Origin of the sequence: Mesorhizobium yinganensis (assembly GCF_040081985.1) — a bacterium.
GTDB lineage: Bacteria > Pseudomonadota > Alphaproteobacteria > Rhizobiales > Rhizobiaceae > Kumtagia > Kumtagia yinganensis.
The window spans coordinates 475,702-492,398 of record NZ_JBEBMH010000001.1; the positions used below are offsets into that span (position 1 = coordinate 475,702).

General features: G+C 64.0%; 16 protein-coding genes and 1 pseudogene. 8 read left to right on the forward strand and 9 right to left on the reverse strand.

Annotated features, from left to right (window positions below; genetic code table 11):
* Positions 1-3 precede the first annotated feature (3 nt).
* The 4 genes and pseudogenes from ABMA59_RS02265 to ABMA59_RS02280 all read left to right on the forward strand — a co-directional run.
* On the forward strand, positions 4-1,092 hold the full coding sequence (locus ABMA59_RS02265) for a branched-chain amino acid ABC transporter permease (protein ID WP_349003666.1): 1,089 nt from the start codon (positions 4-6) through the stop codon (positions 1,090-1,092).
* Positions 1,085-2,839 carry an FAD-dependent oxidoreductase gene (locus tag ABMA59_RS02270; protein WP_349003667.1) on the forward strand — a complete coding sequence of 585 codons (1,755 nt, stop codon included), beginning with the start codon at positions 1,085-1,087 and terminating at the stop codon, positions 2,837-2,839. Before ABMA59_RS02265 ends, ABMA59_RS02270 begins: the two co-directional genes overlap by 8 nt.
* A gap of 60 nt (positions 2,840-2,899) precedes the next feature.
* The gene (locus ABMA59_RS02275) at positions 2,900-3,793 is read left to right on the forward strand and encodes an intradiol ring-cleavage dioxygenase (protein WP_349003668.1); all 894 of its coding nucleotides are present in this window, start codon (positions 2,900-2,902) and stop codon (positions 3,791-3,793) included.
* Between the two features lie 1,099 nt (positions 3,794-4,892).
* Positions 4,893-4,982, forward strand: a pseudogene (locus ABMA59_RS02280) (glyoxalase); the annotation flags it as partial.
* A gap of 94 nt (positions 4,983-5,076) precedes the next feature.
* Here ABMA59_RS02280 and pcaF read toward each other — a convergent pair.
* From pcaF to ABMA59_RS02295, 3 genes are read right to left on the reverse strand one after another with little or no spacing between them, the layout of a single operon-like run.
* Positions 5,077-6,282: a 3-oxoadipyl-CoA thiolase gene (gene pcaF, locus ABMA59_RS02285; protein WP_349003669.1), complete on the reverse strand. Its 1,206-nt coding sequence runs from the start codon at positions 6,280-6,282 to the stop codon at positions 5,077-5,079.
* 1 nt (position 6,283) lies between these two features.
* Positions 6,284-7,075 carry a CoA-transferase subunit beta gene (locus ABMA59_RS02290; protein ID WP_349003670.1) on the reverse strand — a complete coding sequence of 264 codons (792 nt, stop codon included), beginning with the start codon at positions 7,073-7,075 and terminating at the stop codon, positions 6,284-6,286.
* Positions 7,072-7,929 carry a CoA transferase subunit A gene (locus tag ABMA59_RS02295; protein ID WP_349003671.1) on the reverse strand — a complete coding sequence of 286 codons (858 nt, stop codon included), beginning with the start codon at positions 7,927-7,929 and terminating at the stop codon, positions 7,072-7,074. The genes ABMA59_RS02290 and ABMA59_RS02295 overlap by 4 nt, the downstream gene beginning before the upstream one ends.
* Positions 7,930-8,057: 128 nt before the next feature.
* Between ABMA59_RS02295 and ABMA59_RS02300 the strand changes: the two genes are divergently transcribed.
* Positions 8,058-8,831 carry an IclR family transcriptional regulator domain-containing protein gene (locus tag ABMA59_RS02300; protein WP_349003672.1) on the forward strand — a complete coding sequence of 258 codons (774 nt, stop codon included), beginning with the start codon at positions 8,058-8,060 and terminating at the stop codon, positions 8,829-8,831.
* Between the two features lie 335 nt (positions 8,832-9,166).
* On the opposite strand, the gene ABMA59_RS02305 is transcribed toward ABMA59_RS02300, so the two are convergent.
* The 4 genes from ABMA59_RS02305 to ABMA59_RS02320 all read right to left on the reverse strand — a co-directional run bounded on the left by ABMA59_RS02305 (position 9,167) and on the right by ABMA59_RS02320 (position 11,565).
* Positions 9,167-9,889 carry an MBL fold metallo-hydrolase gene (locus tag ABMA59_RS02305; RefSeq protein ID WP_349003673.1) on the reverse strand — a complete coding sequence of 241 codons (723 nt, stop codon included), beginning with the start codon at positions 9,887-9,889 and terminating at the stop codon, positions 9,167-9,169.
* 88 nt (positions 9,890-9,977) lie between these two features.
* Complete coding sequence (locus ABMA59_RS02310) at positions 9,978-10,529, reverse strand: copper chaperone PCu(A)C (protein ID WP_349003674.1); 552 nt, start codon at positions 10,527-10,529, stop codon at positions 9,978-9,980.
* Positions 10,530-10,625: 96 nt separating this feature from the next.
* A complete protein-coding gene (locus ABMA59_RS02315) occupies positions 10,626-11,009 on the reverse strand; it encodes a hypothetical protein (RefSeq protein WP_349003675.1) in 384 nt (127 codons plus the stop codon).
* 118 nt (positions 11,010-11,127) lie between these two features.
* On the reverse strand, positions 11,128-11,565 hold the full coding sequence (locus ABMA59_RS02320; RefSeq protein WP_349003676.1) for an Lrp/AsnC family transcriptional regulator: 438 nt from the start codon (positions 11,563-11,565) through the stop codon (positions 11,128-11,130).
* Positions 11,566-11,702: 137 nt separating this feature from the next.
* Here ABMA59_RS02320 and rocF point away from each other — a divergent pair, with 137 nt between their 5' ends.
* The gene (rocF, locus tag ABMA59_RS02325) at positions 11,703-12,623 is read left to right on the forward strand and encodes an arginase (RefSeq protein WP_349003677.1); all 921 of its coding nucleotides are present in this window, start codon (positions 11,703-11,705) and stop codon (positions 12,621-12,623) included.
* Positions 12,620-13,678 carry an ornithine cyclodeaminase gene (locus ABMA59_RS02330; RefSeq protein ID WP_349003678.1) on the forward strand — a complete coding sequence of 353 codons (1,059 nt, stop codon included), beginning with the start codon at positions 12,620-12,622 and terminating at the stop codon, positions 13,676-13,678. Before rocF ends, ABMA59_RS02330 begins: the two co-directional genes overlap by 4 nt.
* 23 nt (positions 13,679-13,701) lie before the next feature.
* Here the strand turns inward: ABMA59_RS02330 and ABMA59_RS02335 are convergent, their stop codons facing one another.
* Positions 13,702-14,511, reverse strand: a complete 810-nt coding sequence (locus ABMA59_RS02335) for an SDR family NAD(P)-dependent oxidoreductase (RefSeq protein WP_349003679.1) — start codon at positions 14,509-14,511, stop codon at positions 13,702-13,704.
* Between the two features lie 223 nt (positions 14,512-14,734).
* Here ABMA59_RS02335 and ABMA59_RS02340 point away from each other — a divergent pair, with 223 nt between their 5' ends.
* Entirely contained in the window at positions 14,735-15,310 is a 576-nt protein-coding gene (locus ABMA59_RS02340) for a TetR/AcrR family transcriptional regulator (protein ID WP_349003680.1), read from the forward strand.
* 231 nt (positions 15,311-15,541) lie between these two features.
* On the opposite strand, the gene ABMA59_RS02345 is transcribed toward ABMA59_RS02340, so the two are convergent.
* Positions 15,542-16,543 carry a hypothetical protein gene (locus ABMA59_RS02345; RefSeq protein WP_349003681.1) on the reverse strand — a complete coding sequence of 334 codons (1,002 nt, stop codon included), beginning with the start codon at positions 16,541-16,543 and terminating at the stop codon, positions 15,542-15,544.
* Positions 16,544-16,697: the final 154 nt, after the last annotated feature.

Genomic DNA, 16,697 nt, shown 5'->3' on the forward strand with positions numbered 1-16,697 from the left:
GTGATGGACGCGGCCAACATCCCCTGGAAAGTCGAAACCCGCACGAAGGCTTCGCGCGCCTTCGCGGTGGCGGCGGCGATCGTCGTCGTCCTTGCCATCCTCGCGCCGCTGTCCATCTCGCGTGGCCTGTTGCAGGACCTGTTCTTCATCCTCACCATGCTGACGCTGGCACAGAGCTGGAACCTGCTCGCCGGCTATGCAGGCCTGGTCTCTGTCGGCCAGCAGGCCTTCGTCGGTTTCGGCGCCTATGCGATGTTCGCCTGCGTCATCCTGCTCGGCCTCGACCCGCTTCCCTCGATCCTTCTTGCGGGTGTCGCCGCCGTGCTGCTCGCCGTCCCGACGGGCTTTTTCGTCTTCCGGCTACAAGGCGCCTATTTCGCCATCGGCACATGGGTCATCGCCGAGGTTGTGCGGCTGAGCCTCGCGCAATGGAAGGCGCTGGGCGGCGGCACGGGCACCTCGCTGCCCTCAGGCACGACACGCGACATGGTCGGCGTCGGCCTGGTCGGCGACCTGTTCGGCATGCGCCCCGCGCAAGCCGCCGACGTCGTCTGCTACTGGCTGGCGCTGGCGCTTGCCGTCGCAACCATCGGCTTTGTCTACCGCCTGCTGCGGTCGCGGCAGGGGCTGGCGCTGGCCGCCGTCCGGGACAACCAGGAGGCGGCGCGCTCGGTCGGTGTCGATGCGCGCCGCGTGAAGACATATGTCTATCTCGCCGCCGCCTTCATCACCGGGCTCACCGGCGCGCTGATCTACGTGCAGAAGGCGCGCATCTCGCCCGACGCCGCCTTCTCGGTGATCGACTGGACGGCCTACGTCATCTTCATCGTCGTCATCGGCGGCATCGGCACGATCGAGGGGCCGATCGTCGGCGTCATCGTCTTCCTGCTGCTGCAGAACGTGCTTGCCGACTACGGCTCCTGGTATCTGCTGGTGCTCGGCCTCATCGGCATCGCCGTCATGCTGTTTGCGCCGCGCGGCCTCTGGGGCCTGTTCACCGAGCGCACCGGCATCCAGTTCTTCCCCATCCGCCGCACGCTTCGCGGCGGGCCGATCCCCCAGACAGACATCAAGGGAGCGCCGCATGGCTGACATTACCACCGACGTCCTCATCATCGGCACCGGCCCGGCCGGCTGCGCCACTGCCGCGCTGCTCGCCAACTACGGCGTCGAGAACATGGTGATCAACCGCTACCGCTGGCTGGCGAACACGCCGCGCGCCCACATCACCAACCAGCGCACCATGGAGGTGCTGCGCGACCTCGGCCGCGAGGTCGAGGACGAGGCCTACATGTTCGCCACCGAGCAGGACCTGATGGGGGAGAACATTTTCTGCACGTCGCTCGCCGGCGAGGAAATCGGCCGGATGCGGAGCTGGGGCAAACATCCGCTGTCGCGCGCCGAGCACCAGCTTTCCTCGCCGAGCCACATGAACGACCTGCCGCAGACCTTCATGGAGCCTCTGCTGTTCAAGACGGCCTGTTCGCGCGGCACGCAGGCACGCATGTCGACGGAATACGTTTCCCACCAGCAGGATGCTGACGGCGTCACCACCACCTGCTACGACCGCCTGACCTGCAAGGAGTTCACCGTCCGCTCAAAGTACCTGGTCGGCTGCGACGGCGGCAACTCGAAGGTGGCCGAACATGCCGGGCTGACCTTCGAAGGCAAGATGGGCGTCGGCGGCTCCATGAACATTTTGTTCAAGGCCGACCTGTCCCGCTACGTCGCGCATCGTCCGTCGGTGCTCTACTGGGTCGTGCAGCCCGGCGCCGATGTCGGCGGCATCGGCATGGGCCTGGTGCGCATGGTGCGGCCATGGAACGAGTGGCTGATCGTCTGGGGCTACGACATCAGCCAGCCGGCGCCCAAGGTCGACGATGCTTTCGCGACCAAGGTAGCGCGCGACCTTGTCGGCGATCCGGAACTGGAGATCGACATCCAGTCTGTCTCGACCTGGACTGTCAACAACATGTACGCGACGACCATGTCCAGCGGCCGCGTCTTCTGCATGGGCGATGCCACCCACCGCCATCCGCCGTCGAACGGGCTCGGGTCGAACACCTCGATCCAGGACGCCTTCAACCTCGCCTGGAAGCTCGCCTACGTGCTGAAAGGCCAGGCTGGGCCAAAACTGCTGGACAGCTTCAATACCGAGCGCGCGCCGATCGCAAAACAGATCGTGACGCGCGCCAACCAGTCGATCGAGGAGTTCGGGCCGATCTTCAAGGCGCTCGGCCTGCTCGATTCCATCGACCCAGTGAAGATGCAGCAGAACATGGACGCGCGCTGCGACGACACGCCGGAGGCCGAGGAGCAGCGCAAAAAGATCCGCGAGACTGTCGCCTTCAAGGTCTACGAGTTCGACGCGCATGGCGTCGAGATGAACCAGCGCTACAGGTCGGATGCCATCGTCACCGACGGGCAGAAAGAGCCGGCCTTCGAGAAGGACGCCGAGCTTCACTATCATCCGACGACCTGGCCGGGCGCGCGCCTGCCGCATGTCTGGGTGTTCGACAGCCACGGCGGCAAGATCTCGACCCTCGATCTTGCGGGAAAGGGCCGTTTTTCCGTGTTCACCGGCATCGGCGGCCAGGGCTGGGTCGAAGCGGCAAGAATCGTCGGCAGGGATCTTGGCATCGACATTGCCGCCCATATCATCGGTCCGCGCCAGCACTGGCAGGATTTTACCGGCGACTGGGCGCGTGCCCAGGAGGCCCGAGACAGCGGCATCGTGCTGACGCGGCCCGACCAGCATGTGTGCTGGCGCCGCGAGACGATCGCCGACGATCCGGTAGCGGAACTGCGCCGCGTGCTGAAGGCGGTGCTGGCGCGGTGAGGTGTCGCGGGAAGGTATGACTGGCAGCAAAACGAGCCACCAACTCATGAGGTAGCGTCCATGGAAGCGCATGAAAAGGGATTCTTCAGCGAAGAAAATTCGGTCGAGGTTGTCACCAGCCGAAACGCGAATGCCAAAAGCGAGCGGCTGAAAGAGGTGATGGAAGTCGTTACCCGAAAGCTGCATGAGGCGGTCAAGGAGATCGAGCCGACGCAGGACGAATGGATGCAGGCGATCCAGTTCCTCACCCGCACCGGCCATTTGTGCAACGACTGGCGGCAGGAGTTCATCCTGCTGTCCGATGTGATCGGCGTCTCCATGCTGGTCGACGCGATCAACAACCGCAAGCCGGCCGGCGCTTCCGAGAGCACGGTGCTCGGCCCGTTCCACGTCGCCGACGCGCCGCAGTTACCAATGGGCGCCAACATCTGCCTCGACCAAAAAGGCGAGGACATGGTAATCTCCGGCCGCATCCTCGACACGTCGGGAAAACCGGTCGCCGGCGCGGTGCTGGACGTGTGGCAGGCCAATGACGAAGGGTTCTACGACGTGCAGCAGAAGGGCATGCAGCCCGACTTCAACCTGCGCGGCGTGTTCCGCACAGGCGCGGATGGCCGCTATTGGTTCCGTGCGGTGAAACCGAAATGCTATCCGATCCCCGACGACGGCACTGTCGGCCGGCTGCTGCGGGATCTCGGCCGCGATCCCTACCGGCCCGCGCACCTGCATTTCATCATCAAGGCCGACGGCTTTGAGACGCTGGTCACCCATATTTTCGATCCAGACGATCCGCACATAGACTCGGATGCCGTGTTCGGCGTGAAGGAGAGCCTTCTGGCCGAATTCAAGCGTGTCGACGATCCCGCGAGATCGAAGGAACTTGGCTTCGACGGCTGGTTCTGGGAGGTGGAATACGATTTCGTGCTGGCGGGTCCTTCGAGGCTCGCCCGCTGACGCGTTTGCTTGTATTTCCAACACGTTGCGGGCTCGCGCTAATACAAGGTGCGAGCCCGCACGGCGCCCGCGATCGGTTCAGCGCGGCGATCGCGGACGGAAGTACCGATCTCTATTCTAGAAAGAGCAGCGCCGTCCGCACTCGCTCCTTCAGCAGATCCCTATACCGTATATAGTTGCCATAGTTCACGGGATCCAACCCGTGCGGTCCCCCTTCACAACTATCATTCAAATTGTTGACTAATGTGTCCCACTGACTCAGACCGGACTCGAGCTGTCTTCTAGCATCATCTTTCCTGCCTTCTCCCATAGCCGCTCTTGCGGCGGCAAATGCTCGTACTGCCTCGTCACCTGGTACCCGCCTCGAGGGCCAGTTCAACGGGGGAACTCCGTGCTTTCCGCCGCCGCAACCCTGGTCCATCGACCTCATTGTATTTTGGATCTCAGGTATTGCTTCATCCAGGATCTTATTTATTACGCTCTCGGCGCTCATTGGAAATCTCCTTGGTTCACATAATGTAATTCTCAGGTGTGGCGGTCATTCACATCTATGATCCAAGGCAACTCTAAATTGTGACAAGCGAGTTGCTTTTGGAGTGCGTCATATCAAAACCATCGAGGTGCCCTATTTGCTTCGATTTCCTCATAAATCACCCCAAACCCATGGCCCAGGCTTCCTCACGGACGTTCAACCATGACTGGAACACTTTGGCACCAGTTCTGGTTGTCGCTAATCTTGTCTAAAAGGCAATAAACCTTGCTCCCCCAAGGGTTTTTCATTTATATCACCTTTTGGATTGGCGGAAAAGCGAAAGGTGAAGCTCAGTTGCCGAGGAAGCTATTCGTAGTGTCGCGGCTCGCCCGCTGTGCAACTTGACACTTCTAAAAACCTCGCAGCCCTCCCGCGGTGACGTATTTCGGCGCGATTTGATTCCGATCTGTTCTGTTTCTGACTCCCATGCGCTCCTGCGGCAGTGTGACCGTCAAACGCCCTTCAGGAGTTTTTAGAAGTGTCCAACAATGTAAGGAGGGCAGAGTTCGTGACGCGCGTATTGAATAGGATTTTTAACATACCCCGAATTATCCTTCAGCGCTGCTATACGGCCCGGCTGAGGAGCCTTGGGGCGTCCGGCGCTTTTACGTTCGCGACCCGTTCGGAAAAGTGGTCAATATTCTCATGCACTTGTGAAGGCTGTTTGTGGGAGCGAAGCGAGGTCGGATGAGGGGTGTTCCAGCTTGGCGATGCCGATCTTGGTTGATGGCATCTCCCTGGCACTATCTGCCTACACCCGCTCCAGCGCCACGGCGATGCCCTGGCCGACCCCGATGCACATGGTCGCCAGCGCCAGTTTTGCCCCGCGCTCCCGCAGTTCCAGCGCCGCCGTGCCGGTGATGCGGGCGCCGGACATGCCGAGCGGATGACCCAGCGCGATCGCCCCGCCATTCGGGTTGACGTGCTCCGCGTCCTCGGCGATGCCGAGTTCGCGCAACACGGCGATGCCTTGGGAGGCAAAGGCTTCGTTCAATTCGACCACGCCGAAATCCTTCGGCGACAGGCCGAGCCGCGCACACAGTTTTTTCGTGGCCGGCGCCGGGCCGATGCCCATGATGCGCGGCGCGACGCCCGCCGTGGCGCCGCCCAAGATACGTGCAATCGGCGTCAGGCCGTATTTCCTGGCCGCTGCTTCGGAGGCGACGATCAGCGCCGCCGCGCCGTCATTGACGCCGGAGGCATTGCCCGCCGTCACCGTGCCGCCCTGCCGGAACGGCGTCGGCAGTTTCGCCAGAGTCTCGACGGTCGTGCCGGCGCGCGGATGCTCGTCCTTGGCCACCACCACCGGCTCGCCCTTGCGTTGCGGGATCGTCACCGGCGTGATTTCCCTGGCGAGCCGGCCGTTGGCCTGCGCCGCCACCGCCTTGTCCTGGCTGCGCACGGCAAAGGCGTCCTGGTCTGCCCGCGACACGGCAAGATCCTCGGCGACGTTCTCGCCGGTCTCCGGCATGGAATCGATGCCGTACAGCTTCTTCATCAACGGGTTGACGAAACGCCAGCCGATGGTGGTGTCGTAAATCTCGGCGTTGCGCGAAAAGGCGCTGTCGGCCTTGGGCAGCACGAAGGGCGCGCGGCTCATCGATTCCACGCCGCCTGCGATCATCAGTTCGGCCTCGCCGGCCTTGATGGCGCGGGCAGCGGCGATGACCGCGTCCATGCCCGAGCCGCACAGCCGGTTGATCGTGGTGCCGGACACTTCCTTGGGCAGGCCGGCAAGCAGCAGCGCCATGCGTGCCACGTTGCGATTGTCCTCGCCCGCCTGGTTGGCGCAGCCATAGATCACGTCGTCGACAGCCGCCCAGTCCAGCGCCGCATTGCGCTCCACCAGCGCCTTCAGCGGCACCGCGCCGAGGTCGTCGGTGCGGACCGGCGAAAGCACGCCGCCGAACCGGCCGATCGGGGTGCGGATGTAGTCGCAGATGAAAGCTTCCGTCATGCTAGGCGGCCTTCTCCTTTTTCGCCGTCCCCTCATGCGCCGCTTTCGTGCGGGCCTGCAAGTCGCGCAGCGTCTTCAGTTCGAGTTCGGTGGGCGCGGGCGTTTCCTCCAATCGCCCGGCGAATTTCACCGTCCAGCCGCAGGTTTCCTGCACCTTTTCGCGGGTCACGCCGGGATGCAGGGAGACCACGGTGAATTCCTTGGTTTCCGGGTCCGGTTTCCAGATGGCGAGGTCGGTGATCAAGAGCGTCGGGCCGGCCGTATCGATGCCCAGCCGCTTGCGGTGGTCGCCGCCTTCGCCATGGCCGAACGATGTGAAAAAGTCGATTTTTTCCACCATGCCGCGCTTGGTCTGGGTCATGGTGATGTAGACCTGCTGAGACGAGGTCGCGATCTCCGGTGCCCCGCCGCCGCCGGGCAGGCGGGTTTTTGGGTGAAAATAGTCGCCGATCACCGTCGTGTTGATGTTGCCGAACTTGTCGAGCTGCGCCGCGCCGAGGAAACCGATGGTGATGCGGCCGCCCTGCAGCCAGTAGCGGAACATTTCCGGCACAGGCACGGTGGTCACCGCCGTTTCGCAGAGTTCGCCATCGCCGATCGACAGCGGCAGCACGTCCGGCGCGGTGCCGATCGTGCCGCTCTCGTAGATCAGCGTGATATCGGGGGCATGCGTCAGCCGCGCCACGTTGCAGGCGGCCGACGGCGCGCCGATGCCGACGAAGCACACGTCGTCATTGGTCAGCGCGCGCGATGCCGCGATCGTCATCATCTCGTTGGGGGTGACGGTGCTCATGCCGCTTTCCTCAGATGCGCGACGCGGCCGGCGAAATCGTCGGCGGTCTTTTCGATCACGTTCTTCTGCATCCACTCGCGGAAGCGATCCCGGTCGGCCGCGATCTCGTCCCATTCCAGATAGGCGGCGTTGTCGCGATCGTAGTAGCCCTGCGTGTAGGAAGGATGCGAGCCGCCCGGCACCACCGAGACCGCGTGAACGGTCCATGATGGCAGCACGCAGAGATTCGGGTGCAGATCGTCGAAATTGTCGACCACCTCCTCGACCGTCACCACCGCGCGCCTGGCCGCCAATACCGCCTCCTTCTGGATGCCGACGATGCCTTCCACCAGCACATTGCCCTTGCGGTCGGCCTTTTGCGCATGGATGAAGGTCACGTCCGGGCGAACCGCCGGCACGGCGGCCAGCTTTTCGCCGGTGAACGGACAGGTGACCGACTTGATGTTCGGGTTGACCTCGGCCAGCCCGGCGCCGCGATAGCCTCGAAAGATCGCGCAGGGCAGGCCTGCGGCGCCCGCCTCATAGGCATTGGCCATGGCGGCGTGGCTGTGCTCCTCGATCTCAAGCGGATGCGGAAAACCGTTCTCGACCGCATCGCGCAGCCGCCGCAGCAGGCCGACGCCGGGATTGCCGGCATAGGAAAAGATTGCCTTCCTCGCCATGCCCATGCCGATCATCTGGTCGTAGATCAGGTCCGGCGTCATGCGGACCAGGGTCAGGTCCTTGAAACCCTGGCGGATCGCCTCATGCGCCGCGGCGGTCGGGATCAGATGCGTGAATCCCTCGAAAGCGGCGGTGTCGCCATCCTTCAGATTGTCCGAAACCGCCTGGCTCAGCGGCAGGAATTTTGCCACGGACGCACCCTCCTCTTCCTGTAAAAAAGTTCGTATTGCGAACATATGTTTCTTATGCGATACTATCTGTCCTGACTGCCTGATTGTCAACCGCCTGACGTTGCCACGAGCAAGGACGCTGCGTTCAAATGCCGGAAGTGCCTTCCATGCGTGATCACGTCGGGTCACTGGAAAAAGGTCTTGGCGTAATCGAGATTCTCGCCACGCATCCGGCCGGGCTGACGCTGACGGAGACCGCCGAGCGCGCCGGGCTGACGCGCGCCGGGGCGCGCCGGCTGCTGCTGACGCTTGTGGCCGCCGGTTATGCCGGCCAGAACGGCCGCGTCTTCGCCCTGACGCCGAAACTGCTGTCGTTGTCACGGATGTGGCTGGAGGGCACGTCGCTGTGGTCCTTCGCCGAGCCGTTCATGCGCGCGGTGGCGACCGAGATGAACGAATCCTGTTCGGCCGCGGTTCTGTCGGGTCACGACGTCGTCTACGTTGCCCGCATCCCCGGCGCCCGCATCATGCGGGTGGCGCTGCAGGTCGGCACCAGGCTTCCGGCTTATTGCACATCGATGGGCCGGGTGCTGATGTCCGGCATGACGCAGGAGCAACTCGCAGACTTCCTCGGCGGCGCGGTGATCGAGCCGAACACGCCGAAGACCATCACCGACCGCCACGAGATTGCCCGGAAAGTCCGGCAAGCGGCCGAACAAGGTTTCGCATTGGTCGATGAGGAACTGGAAATCGGCCTCCGCTCGATTGCGGTTCCGATCCGCGACCGGCAGGGCGCCATCGCCGCGGCGATCAACGTCTCGGCTCAGTCCGCCAGGTTCTCAGTCGCCGAAATGGAGACCGCCGTCCTGCCGCCCTTGAAGCGCGCCGCCGAAAAGATCGAGGGTTTTTTCACCGTGCAATAGGAAGCGGTTATGGCTTCCCTCCGCGAGCGCAAAGGCCGAGATCGGACTTGCCGGGATTGGTTCGTGGCGTCCGCGGGAGCACGTCGGGGATAGCCTCGGCCGCGTTAGGTGAAACAGCCAGCGGAGCGATGCTCGGGCAGGCCAAATCGTGCCTGGATACCTTCGACGTCATGCTCGCGGAGGGAGTGCGTCAGGTCAAACAGCGGATTTCGGCGTGGTCTTTTCGATAACTTTATGAAATCGCACGATATTCCGGACTTGACGTACAAGCCTCCGGATACGGTCCCGCGCCGCCCGACCTGACGCTGGCCGGCGGCTGATCATCCAACCCCTTGTTATCCCTGCCGATCCTTGCTCTGGAGATAGCTCAGCGCGATTGCATGCATGCGCCCGCCATCGAAACTTGGGCCGTGGCCGCCGTGTCCCACGTCTATGTCGAGTTCGGCCAACCGGTGCATCGTTTCGACATAGGCCGAAATGTCCGCTCCGGGAATGTCGTCCACCAGTTCGTCATCGTAAATGGCGTCGCCGGAGAAGAATTCGCCGTTCCTTTCGTCGAGGAGCGCGATCGATCCCGGCGAATGGCCGGGCAGGTGCAGGATTTTGAACCGCCGGTCGCCGGTATCGACCGTATCGCCGTCGCCGAGCAGTTGGGTCAGCGGCGCGGGTAACAGGCTGTAATCATTCAAGGAATAGCCGTCATGCGGGAGCCGCGCGATAGGCTCGTCCTGCGAAGCGAACCACGACGCCAGCGTGCCTTCGTCCGTCATCGTACGGAAGAATTCCGCCTCCGCCTCGTGCCCGGCGCGCCTTTCGAACTCATGGAAACTGCCGACATGGTCGACATGCGCATGGGTGGCTATTGCAAGGACAGGCTTGCCCATTATCGGCATACCCTTGGAAAGACTGGATATTCCGACGCCAAAGTCGATCTGGATGTCGAAGTCGCGGCCTTCGATGCGGTAGAGGTTCGCCCGGAAGAAGGGATGCACGAACGGCTCGGTGATCAGTGTGACGCCGGGCGAAATAGGCCGGAATTCGAACCAGGAAGACGGCATAACACTTGGATTCCAATGGATTGCGCCGAACACATGCAAGCGGGCTACATCATGCGGCCCGCCTGCATAGCAGGAAATCCGGTCTCGTTCAGCCGCCGGTCGTCTGGTGTTTCGAGTGGTCGGCCTCGCCGGCCTTCGGTTCGACGGCGAACTCGACTTCCACCGCTCCGGCTTTCTCGAAGGTCAGCGTTCCCGGGAATTTCACGCCCGCCTTGGGCATCTGTTTCAGGTCCATGAACATGATGTGGAAGGCGCCGGGCTTCAGCGCGACCTCGCCGCCGGCCGGAATTTCGATGCCGGCTTCCACCGGGCGCATGGTCATGACGCCTTCGGAATTCACAGACATTTCATGGACTTCCGCCTTGCCGGCGATCGGCGAGACGATCGAAACGAGGCGGTCGGCAGTGGTCCCATGGTTCTTAATGACCATGTAGCCGGCGGCGACCTTTGCACCGTCCGGGATCTCGCGCGACCAGGGATGACCGATCTCGAGGTCGCCGAGCTTGAACTCATGCGCCCAGAGCGGCTGGGCGAAGGCCATGAGGAGCATCAGGATGAAGCCGAGCAGGCCGGCCCGTTCATCGAGGCTGCGGAAGCGATGAGCGATTGCGTGCGCCGGGGCGCGTGAAAAGATTTGCATGGGAATATCCATTGCTTGTGGCCGCGCCTGCAAGGCCGCGGCAATTCTGTTCAGGAATTCAAACGGATACGGCGCAGTGACGCCGTCAGACACGGGTCAGGCGAGGGCAGGCGGCGCGCGCGGGCTGCCGGGGCGGTGATCGTCGGCCTGGACGATGACGATCGGTGCGGGCAGGGACCGGCCGAGAGCTTCCGCCCGGAAAACGATGATGAGCGAAGCTTCGTCAGGAGGCGCGCCGGCCACCGTTGCCGAGGCCGCGCAGCCGAGCATGCAGCAGCCGGGCATCTTGCCGTGGTCGCTGTCGTCAGCCGGCGTACCATGCGTGCTGGTGATGCAGAGCGGGTTGCCGAAGGCATCGAGCGCAATCTGTGTGGGGCTGGGCAGGGCGAAGCCAGTGCCGAGCATCTGAACGAGGAACAGCATGGCGGCGGCCAGCGCCAACCCTTTCCGCCATTCCTCGCGCAAGAACCTCACGGACATCTCTCTTCCGAACCGGCTTTCGATTAACACGGCGCGGCTTGTTTCCAAACCGGATTGTCGTGCTGCGGCAACGTGCCGTCCGCCGTCAGGGCCGGGGGAGACCGATTCCTCTTCGCCGTTACAATCGCGCCCGCGTTGTCCGCGGCGTAGCCAGCAACAGGCTTGTTTCGGACCCGGTGATGCCCGGAATGAGCCGGATGCGCCGCAGCACGGCGTCGAGGTCGGTCAGCGATGTGGCGCCGATCTCGACCACCAGATCCCAGCGGCCGTTGGTGGTGTGGATGGTCGAGACCTCGGAAAATCCGCCCAGCGCGCGGATCACGCGGTCGGCGGCATGTCCCTCGATCTCGATCATCATGATGCCGCGGATGCGCTGGTCGACGGCGTCGGCGCGCAGGATCACCGTGTAGCCGATGATGTCGCCGGCCTTCTCCAGCCGCTCCATGCGGGCGCGGGCCGTGGCGCGCGAGACGCCGAGGTCGATCGCCAGGTCCGAGATGCTGCGGCGCCCGTCATGGCGCAGCAAGGTCACAAGTTTTTCGTCAAGACTGTCCATGGCGTTTCAATTCGGCTGCCAGATTAATCAGAATGATAAGCTATTTCACATTATTTGCCAATTTTCGCTATTCGTTTCGTCGGGCATCGCTGTTTGAATTCGGACATTCTCCAATCCGCGAATTTCAGGGGTTTTCGATGTTGTGCAGGATTGTCGGCGCGCCCGTTCAGGATGGCGCAGGACGCATGGGCTGCGAGATGGGGCCGAGCGCGTTGCGCACTGCCGGGCTGGTGTCGGCGCTGCGCGATCTTGGTCACGAGGTGGAAGATCTCGGAGCCGTGCAGCCGCTCGCGGCCCGCCGCGTTATCCACGGAAACCTGGCCCTGAAGGCGCTGCCGGAGATTTCCGCCTGGACCTCCGCCATTGCCGAGACCGCCTACGTCGCAAGCGCCGGCGCCATGCCGATCTTCCTCGGCGGCGACCATTCGATTTCCGCCGGCACGCTCTCCGGCGTGGCCCGCCGCGCCGCCGAGCAGGGGCGTCCGCTGTTCGTGCTGTGGCTCGATGCCCACCCGGATTTCCACACGCTGGACACCACGACCAGCGGCAACCTGCACGGCGTGCCGCTCGCCTATGCCAGCGGTCAGCCGGGGTTTGCAGGCTATTTCCCTGATCTTACGGCGACCGTCGACCCGTCGCGCGTCTGCACGCTCGGCCTTCGCAGCGTCGATCCGGCAGAACGCCGTGCGTTGATCGCCGCTGGCGTGACGGTGCACGACATGCGCGCCGTTGACGAGTACGGCATTCCAAAACTGCTGCGTGCCTTCCTGGCAAGAGTCGAGGCGGAAAACGGGCTGCTGCATGTCAGCCTCGACGTCGATTTCCTCGATCCGTCGATCGCGCCGGCGGTCGGCACCACCGTTCCCGGTGGCGCAACCTTCCGCGAGGCGCATCTGGTGATGGAGATGTTGTCGGACAGCGGCCTCGTTTCCAGCCTCGACCTGGTCGAACTCAATCCCTTCCTCGACGAGCGAGGCCGCACCGCGACGCTGATGGTCGACCTCACCGCCAGCCTGATGGGACGCCGCATCATGGACCGCCCGACAAGGAGCTTTTGATCATGCAGCCGAAACTCAACATCGTGCCCTTCGTCAGCGTCGACCGCATGATGAAGCTGGTGCTTGCCATAGGTGTCGAGCGCTTCCTGACCGAACTTGCCGGCTATATCGAGGACGATTTTCGCCGCTGGGAGCTGTTCGACAAGACGCCGCGGGTGGCCTCGCACAGCCATGACGGGGTGATCGAGCTGATGCCGACCAGCGACGGAAAGCTCTACGGATTCAAATACGTCAACGGCCATCCGAAGAACATGCGCGAGGGCTTGCAGACCGTTACGGCCTTCGGCGTGCTGGCCGATGTCGGCAACGGCTATCCGATGCTGCTCACCGAGATGACGATCCTGACGGCGCTGCGGACGGCTGCGATGTCGGCGGTCGCAGCCAAACATCTGGCTCCGAAAGGAGCACGCACCATGGCCATCATCGGCAACGGTGCGCAGTCGGAATTCCAGGCCATCGCCTTCAAGGCGCTCACCGGCGTCGACCGGCTGCGGCTCTACGACATTGATTCATCTGCGTCCCGTAAGTGCGCGAAAAACCTGGCGGGAATGGGTTTCGACATCACCATCTGCGCGACCGGCCAGGAAGCGGTGGAGGGCGCCGAGATCATCACCACCGTGACAGCCGACAAACTGTCGGCGACGATCCTGACCGACAACATGGTCGGCCCGGGCGTCCATATCAACGCGGTCGGCGGCGATTGTCCCGGCAAGACCGAGCTGCACCGCGACATCCTGCTGCGCTCCGACATCTTTGTCGAATTCCCGCCGCAGACGCGCATCGAGGGCGAGATCCAGCAGCTTGCCGCCGATCATCCGGTCATCGAGCTGTGGCAGGTGATCGCCGGCAAGGCAGAGGGCCGCAGGAACGGCCGACAGATCACGCTGTTCGATTCCGTCGGCTTCGCCATCGAGGATTTTTCGGCGCTGCGCTACGTGCGCGACCAGTTGCAGGCGACCGGCCTCTATGAGGAACTCGACCTGCTTGCCGACCCGGACGAGCCGCGCGACCTGTTCGGCATGCTGCTGCGCGCCAAGGCGGCGGCGGCTGCGTGAGCGGCCGCCCGCGGATCCTTGGGTCAGGCGGCGCGGGCCGGTACGCGGTAGCGCGGGGCAGGGGTACGCCGCGACAGGTTAGGATACATCGCCGTGCGCGCAGCCTTGAAGGCGTCCCAGTCGGCATTGTCGGGCAGGGAGACGATGCTGATGCTTTCGCCCGCGTCTAGTCCGGCAAGCGCGGCGTCGACCATGTCGTCGACCTCCATCGTTATTTCCGCGGGAAGCTGATTGATGTCGACGCCGCCGCGCTCCCATATCTCGGTGCGGGTCACGCCTGGAAGCACGGCCTGGACGCGCACGCCCAGCGGCGCAAGCTCGGTCTCGATGCCTTCGCTCAGCGACAGCAGGAAGGCTTTCGTGGCGTTGTAATAGACGCCGACGGCCGGGCGGTCGTTGGTGATGCCGGCGATCGAAGCGAGGTTGATCAGCGTGCCGGCGCGCTTTCGGGCAAAGGTCTCCGCAGCCACGCGCGCCAGGCGGGCGGCCGCCATGACATTCAGTTCGATCATCGCGTCGAGCTTCTCGATGTCCGCGTCGACGGTCGGGCCGGTGACCGCCATGCCGGCATTGTTGACGAAGACGGCGATGTCGTCGCGCTTGAGCCGCTCCTCGACCTTGGCGCGGTCAGCCGTCGTTCCGAGGTCGGCGCGCAGGACTTCCACCGTCACGCCGGCGTCCTTCCGCAGTCGCGCCGCCAGTTGCTCCAATCTGGTCTCGTCGCGAGCAACCAGCACGAGGTCGTGGCCGCGCTTCGCAAGGCGGTCGGCATAGACGGCGCCTATTCCGGTCGATGCGCCGGTGATCAGCGCGGTTCCTTTTGCAATCGTCATTTCAAATGCTCCTGTCTGCTCTGGGTTGCGCCGCGCGGACGTCGCGCGGCATTGGGGATTGGAAAATCGGCGAAGGCCGCTGGAGCGGTCTTTCGATATTGCGCGGTGCTCTGCCGCCGGCCGGCCCTGCTTCGAGGCCTCGCTTGTGAAACGTCCCGCCGTTCTTATGTTTCAGGCGATGGCCGCCGGACGGACGGGAGGCCGAGTACACCAGGGAAACGTGATGCGTGTCAGCAGGGAAAAGGCGGAGGAAAACCGCGCGGCGATCGTCGCTGCGGGCTCGCGGCTGTTTCGCGAACAGGGTTTCGATCGTGTCAGCGTGGCCGATGTCTGCGGCGAGGCAGGGCTGACGCATGGCGGTTTCTACGGGCATTTCGCGTCGAAGGATGCGCTGGAGGCCGAATGTGTCGACGCAGCTTTTGCCGACAGGATTGCTGACATCACCGATCTGGATTCGGTCGCGGCCCTGGTCGGCCGCTATCTCAGCACCGAGCATCGCGACAATCCCGGCCAAGGCTGCGCCGTTGCGGCGCTGGGATCGGCGGTGCCGCAGCGCGACAATCTGCTGAGGCAGCATTTCGCGGCCGACATCGGCAAATATCTGGACGTCCTGACCGCGGCGATTGGGGCGGAAGGCGAAGCGGGACGCGACCGCGCGATCCTGCTTCTGTCGGCGTTGGTCGGCGGCCTCACGCTGGCCCGTGCCGGAAAAGCTTCGCCTGAATTGTCGCAGGAAATCCTCGACAGCCTGCGCGGCAGCCTCGGCGCGTTGTTGCCCGCCGAGGCCGCGCCCGTCTGACGCGCCGGCCGTCTCCAATCTGCGATTTCTAGCGCTGTCTGGCATGTCGCCCGGCTTCGAGCTTTTTGATGATGACTATCATCTAAGTGCGGCGTCGATGTTCAACAAGGAGCAAATTTCGTCATTGCAGGGGAAGCGGCATTTTCTGATGGCAGGGAACGCCGCCAGACCGCGAAAAATGTCGCGCCGGCCATCGTTTCCTCGGTGTCGTGTCGCACAGAGGCGTCGCCGTCACGACGTGTCGGGCGACTGCAGCACCCAGCAGGCGAGCCCGTGCACGACGTCCAGAACCTCGTGGACGTCATGGGTGGGTTTTGGGCGCCAGCCCGGCGGGCGGCCGGGTTTCAGGGGCCAGATTCGGCGAGCCCGGCCCGGCCTGGGAGGGTCTCCGCTCCGCGCTGTCGCCGCTTTGCGCATTCTGCGCCGCGCGCCGATCGCGGCGAGCATTTTGTCATGCTCGCTCATCGCATCGGGGTCTCCGTCCCCAGCGGTCATCGCGTCGCGAGTTTTCTTATCCTGCGCGCTTGCCGCGTCGCGCCGCGCCTGCCAGCGGGCAAAACGTTTGGCCTGGCGCGGCAGGTCGTCGAGGGTCGCGGCCAGCGTCTGAAGGCGCAAGGCCAGCCGCGTCGCATCGACCGGGTCGTTCCGCGACGGAGGCGCCGCAACGGGAACCGGCTCGCCGAAACCGGCAATCGAGATGCGTGGCACGCCGCAGGGTGCCGGCCGCGAGGGCCGGCGGTTCCAGGGCGGCAGGGGATCGAACAGCGGCAGCGCCGGGACGCGGCGGTCTTCCGGCTGCCTGCCGATACGGCGGAATTTGCGCCGGCCGAGCTTCTTCGGCTTCGGCTTTCGCGGAGACGGCGGCGGCAAGACCAGCCCGCGCGCCGCCACGACGATCAGCCTGCGCGCCGCCGCCTCGGCCGGACGCAGCAGTTTGAGGATGGCCCGGTGGAGATGGCGGGGGAGGGTAAGTGCCGGGTTAAGTGCCGGGGACAGTTTACTTTTTTCCGCCAGCACCTGCCTTGAAGCGGCCGCGCCCTTCCGCGGAAACAAAGTAAACTGTCCCCCAGCGCCAAGGTCCCCAGCGCCAAGGTCCCCGGCGTCAGGCCCTCCGGCGCCAACGCCCCCAGCGGCAAGCCCAATACCGGCAGCCAGCCCGGCCATGCCGACAAGCATGGCAAGGATGCGCTTCAAAGCCTCCCGGTTCTTGTCGATCGCCGCATTCCAGTCCATCGCCGCTTCCTTCCAACACGCGGCGAAATTATCGCTGCGAAAGGGAAGGGCGGGGACAACTTTCCGGAAAACAATCCTGACGAATGCTGACAAAGAGGGCCGGCGGCAGGCTATCCGGGGCGAGAATTCCGTCTTGGGTGCCCCGGAAGCAAGA

What these genes read in the sequence shown, in the direction of transcription:
- ABMA59_RS02265 (WP_349003666.1), top strand. Translation starts at nt 4, where the DNA reads ATGGACGCGGCCAACATCCCCTGGAAAGTCGAAACCCGCACGAAGGCT.
- ABMA59_RS02300 (WP_349003672.1), top strand. Translation starts at nt 8,058, where the DNA reads ATGCCGGAAGTGCCTTCCATGCGTGATCACGTCGGGTCACTGGAAAAA.
- pcaF (WP_349003669.1), bottom strand. Translation starts at nt 6,282, where the DNA reads ATGACGGAAGCTTTCATCTGCGACTACATCCGCACCCCGATCGGCCGG.
- ABMA59_RS02290 (WP_349003670.1), bottom strand. Translation starts at nt 7,075, where the DNA reads ATGAGCACCGTCACCCCCAACGAGATGATGACGATCGCGGCATCGCGC.
- ABMA59_RS02340 (WP_349003680.1), top strand. Translation starts at nt 14,735, where the DNA reads ATGCGTGTCAGCAGGGAAAAGGCGGAGGAAAACCGCGCGGCGATCGTC.
- ABMA59_RS02315 (WP_349003675.1), bottom strand. Translation starts at nt 11,009, where the DNA reads ATGTCCGTGAGGTTCTTGCGCGAGGAATGGCGGAAAGGGTTGGCGCTG.
- ABMA59_RS02275 (WP_349003668.1), top strand. Translation starts at nt 2,900, where the DNA reads ATGGAAGCGCATGAAAAGGGATTCTTCAGCGAAGAAAATTCGGTCGAG.
- ABMA59_RS02305 (WP_349003673.1), bottom strand. Translation starts at nt 9,889, where the DNA reads ATGCCGTCTTCCTGGTTCGAATTCCGGCCTATTTCGCCCGGCGTCACA.
- ABMA59_RS02320 (WP_349003676.1), bottom strand. Translation starts at nt 11,565, where the DNA reads ATGGACAGTCTTGACGAAAAACTTGTGACCTTGCTGCGCCATGACGGG.
- ABMA59_RS02310 (WP_349003674.1), bottom strand. Translation starts at nt 10,529, where the DNA reads ATGCAAATCTTTTCACGCGCCCCGGCGCACGCAATCGCTCATCGCTTC.
- rocF (WP_349003677.1), top strand. Translation starts at nt 11,703, where the DNA reads ATGTTGTGCAGGATTGTCGGCGCGCCCGTTCAGGATGGCGCAGGACGC.
- ABMA59_RS02345 (WP_349003681.1), bottom strand. Translation starts at nt 16,543, where the DNA reads ATGGACTGGAATGCGGCGATCGACAAGAACCGGGAGGCTTTGAAGCGC.
- ABMA59_RS02335 (WP_349003679.1), bottom strand. Translation starts at nt 14,511, where the DNA reads ATGACGATTGCAAAAGGAACCGCGCTGATCACCGGCGCATCGACCGGA.
- ABMA59_RS02270 (WP_349003667.1), top strand. Translation starts at nt 1,085, where the DNA reads ATGGCTGACATTACCACCGACGTCCTCATCATCGGCACCGGCCCGGCC.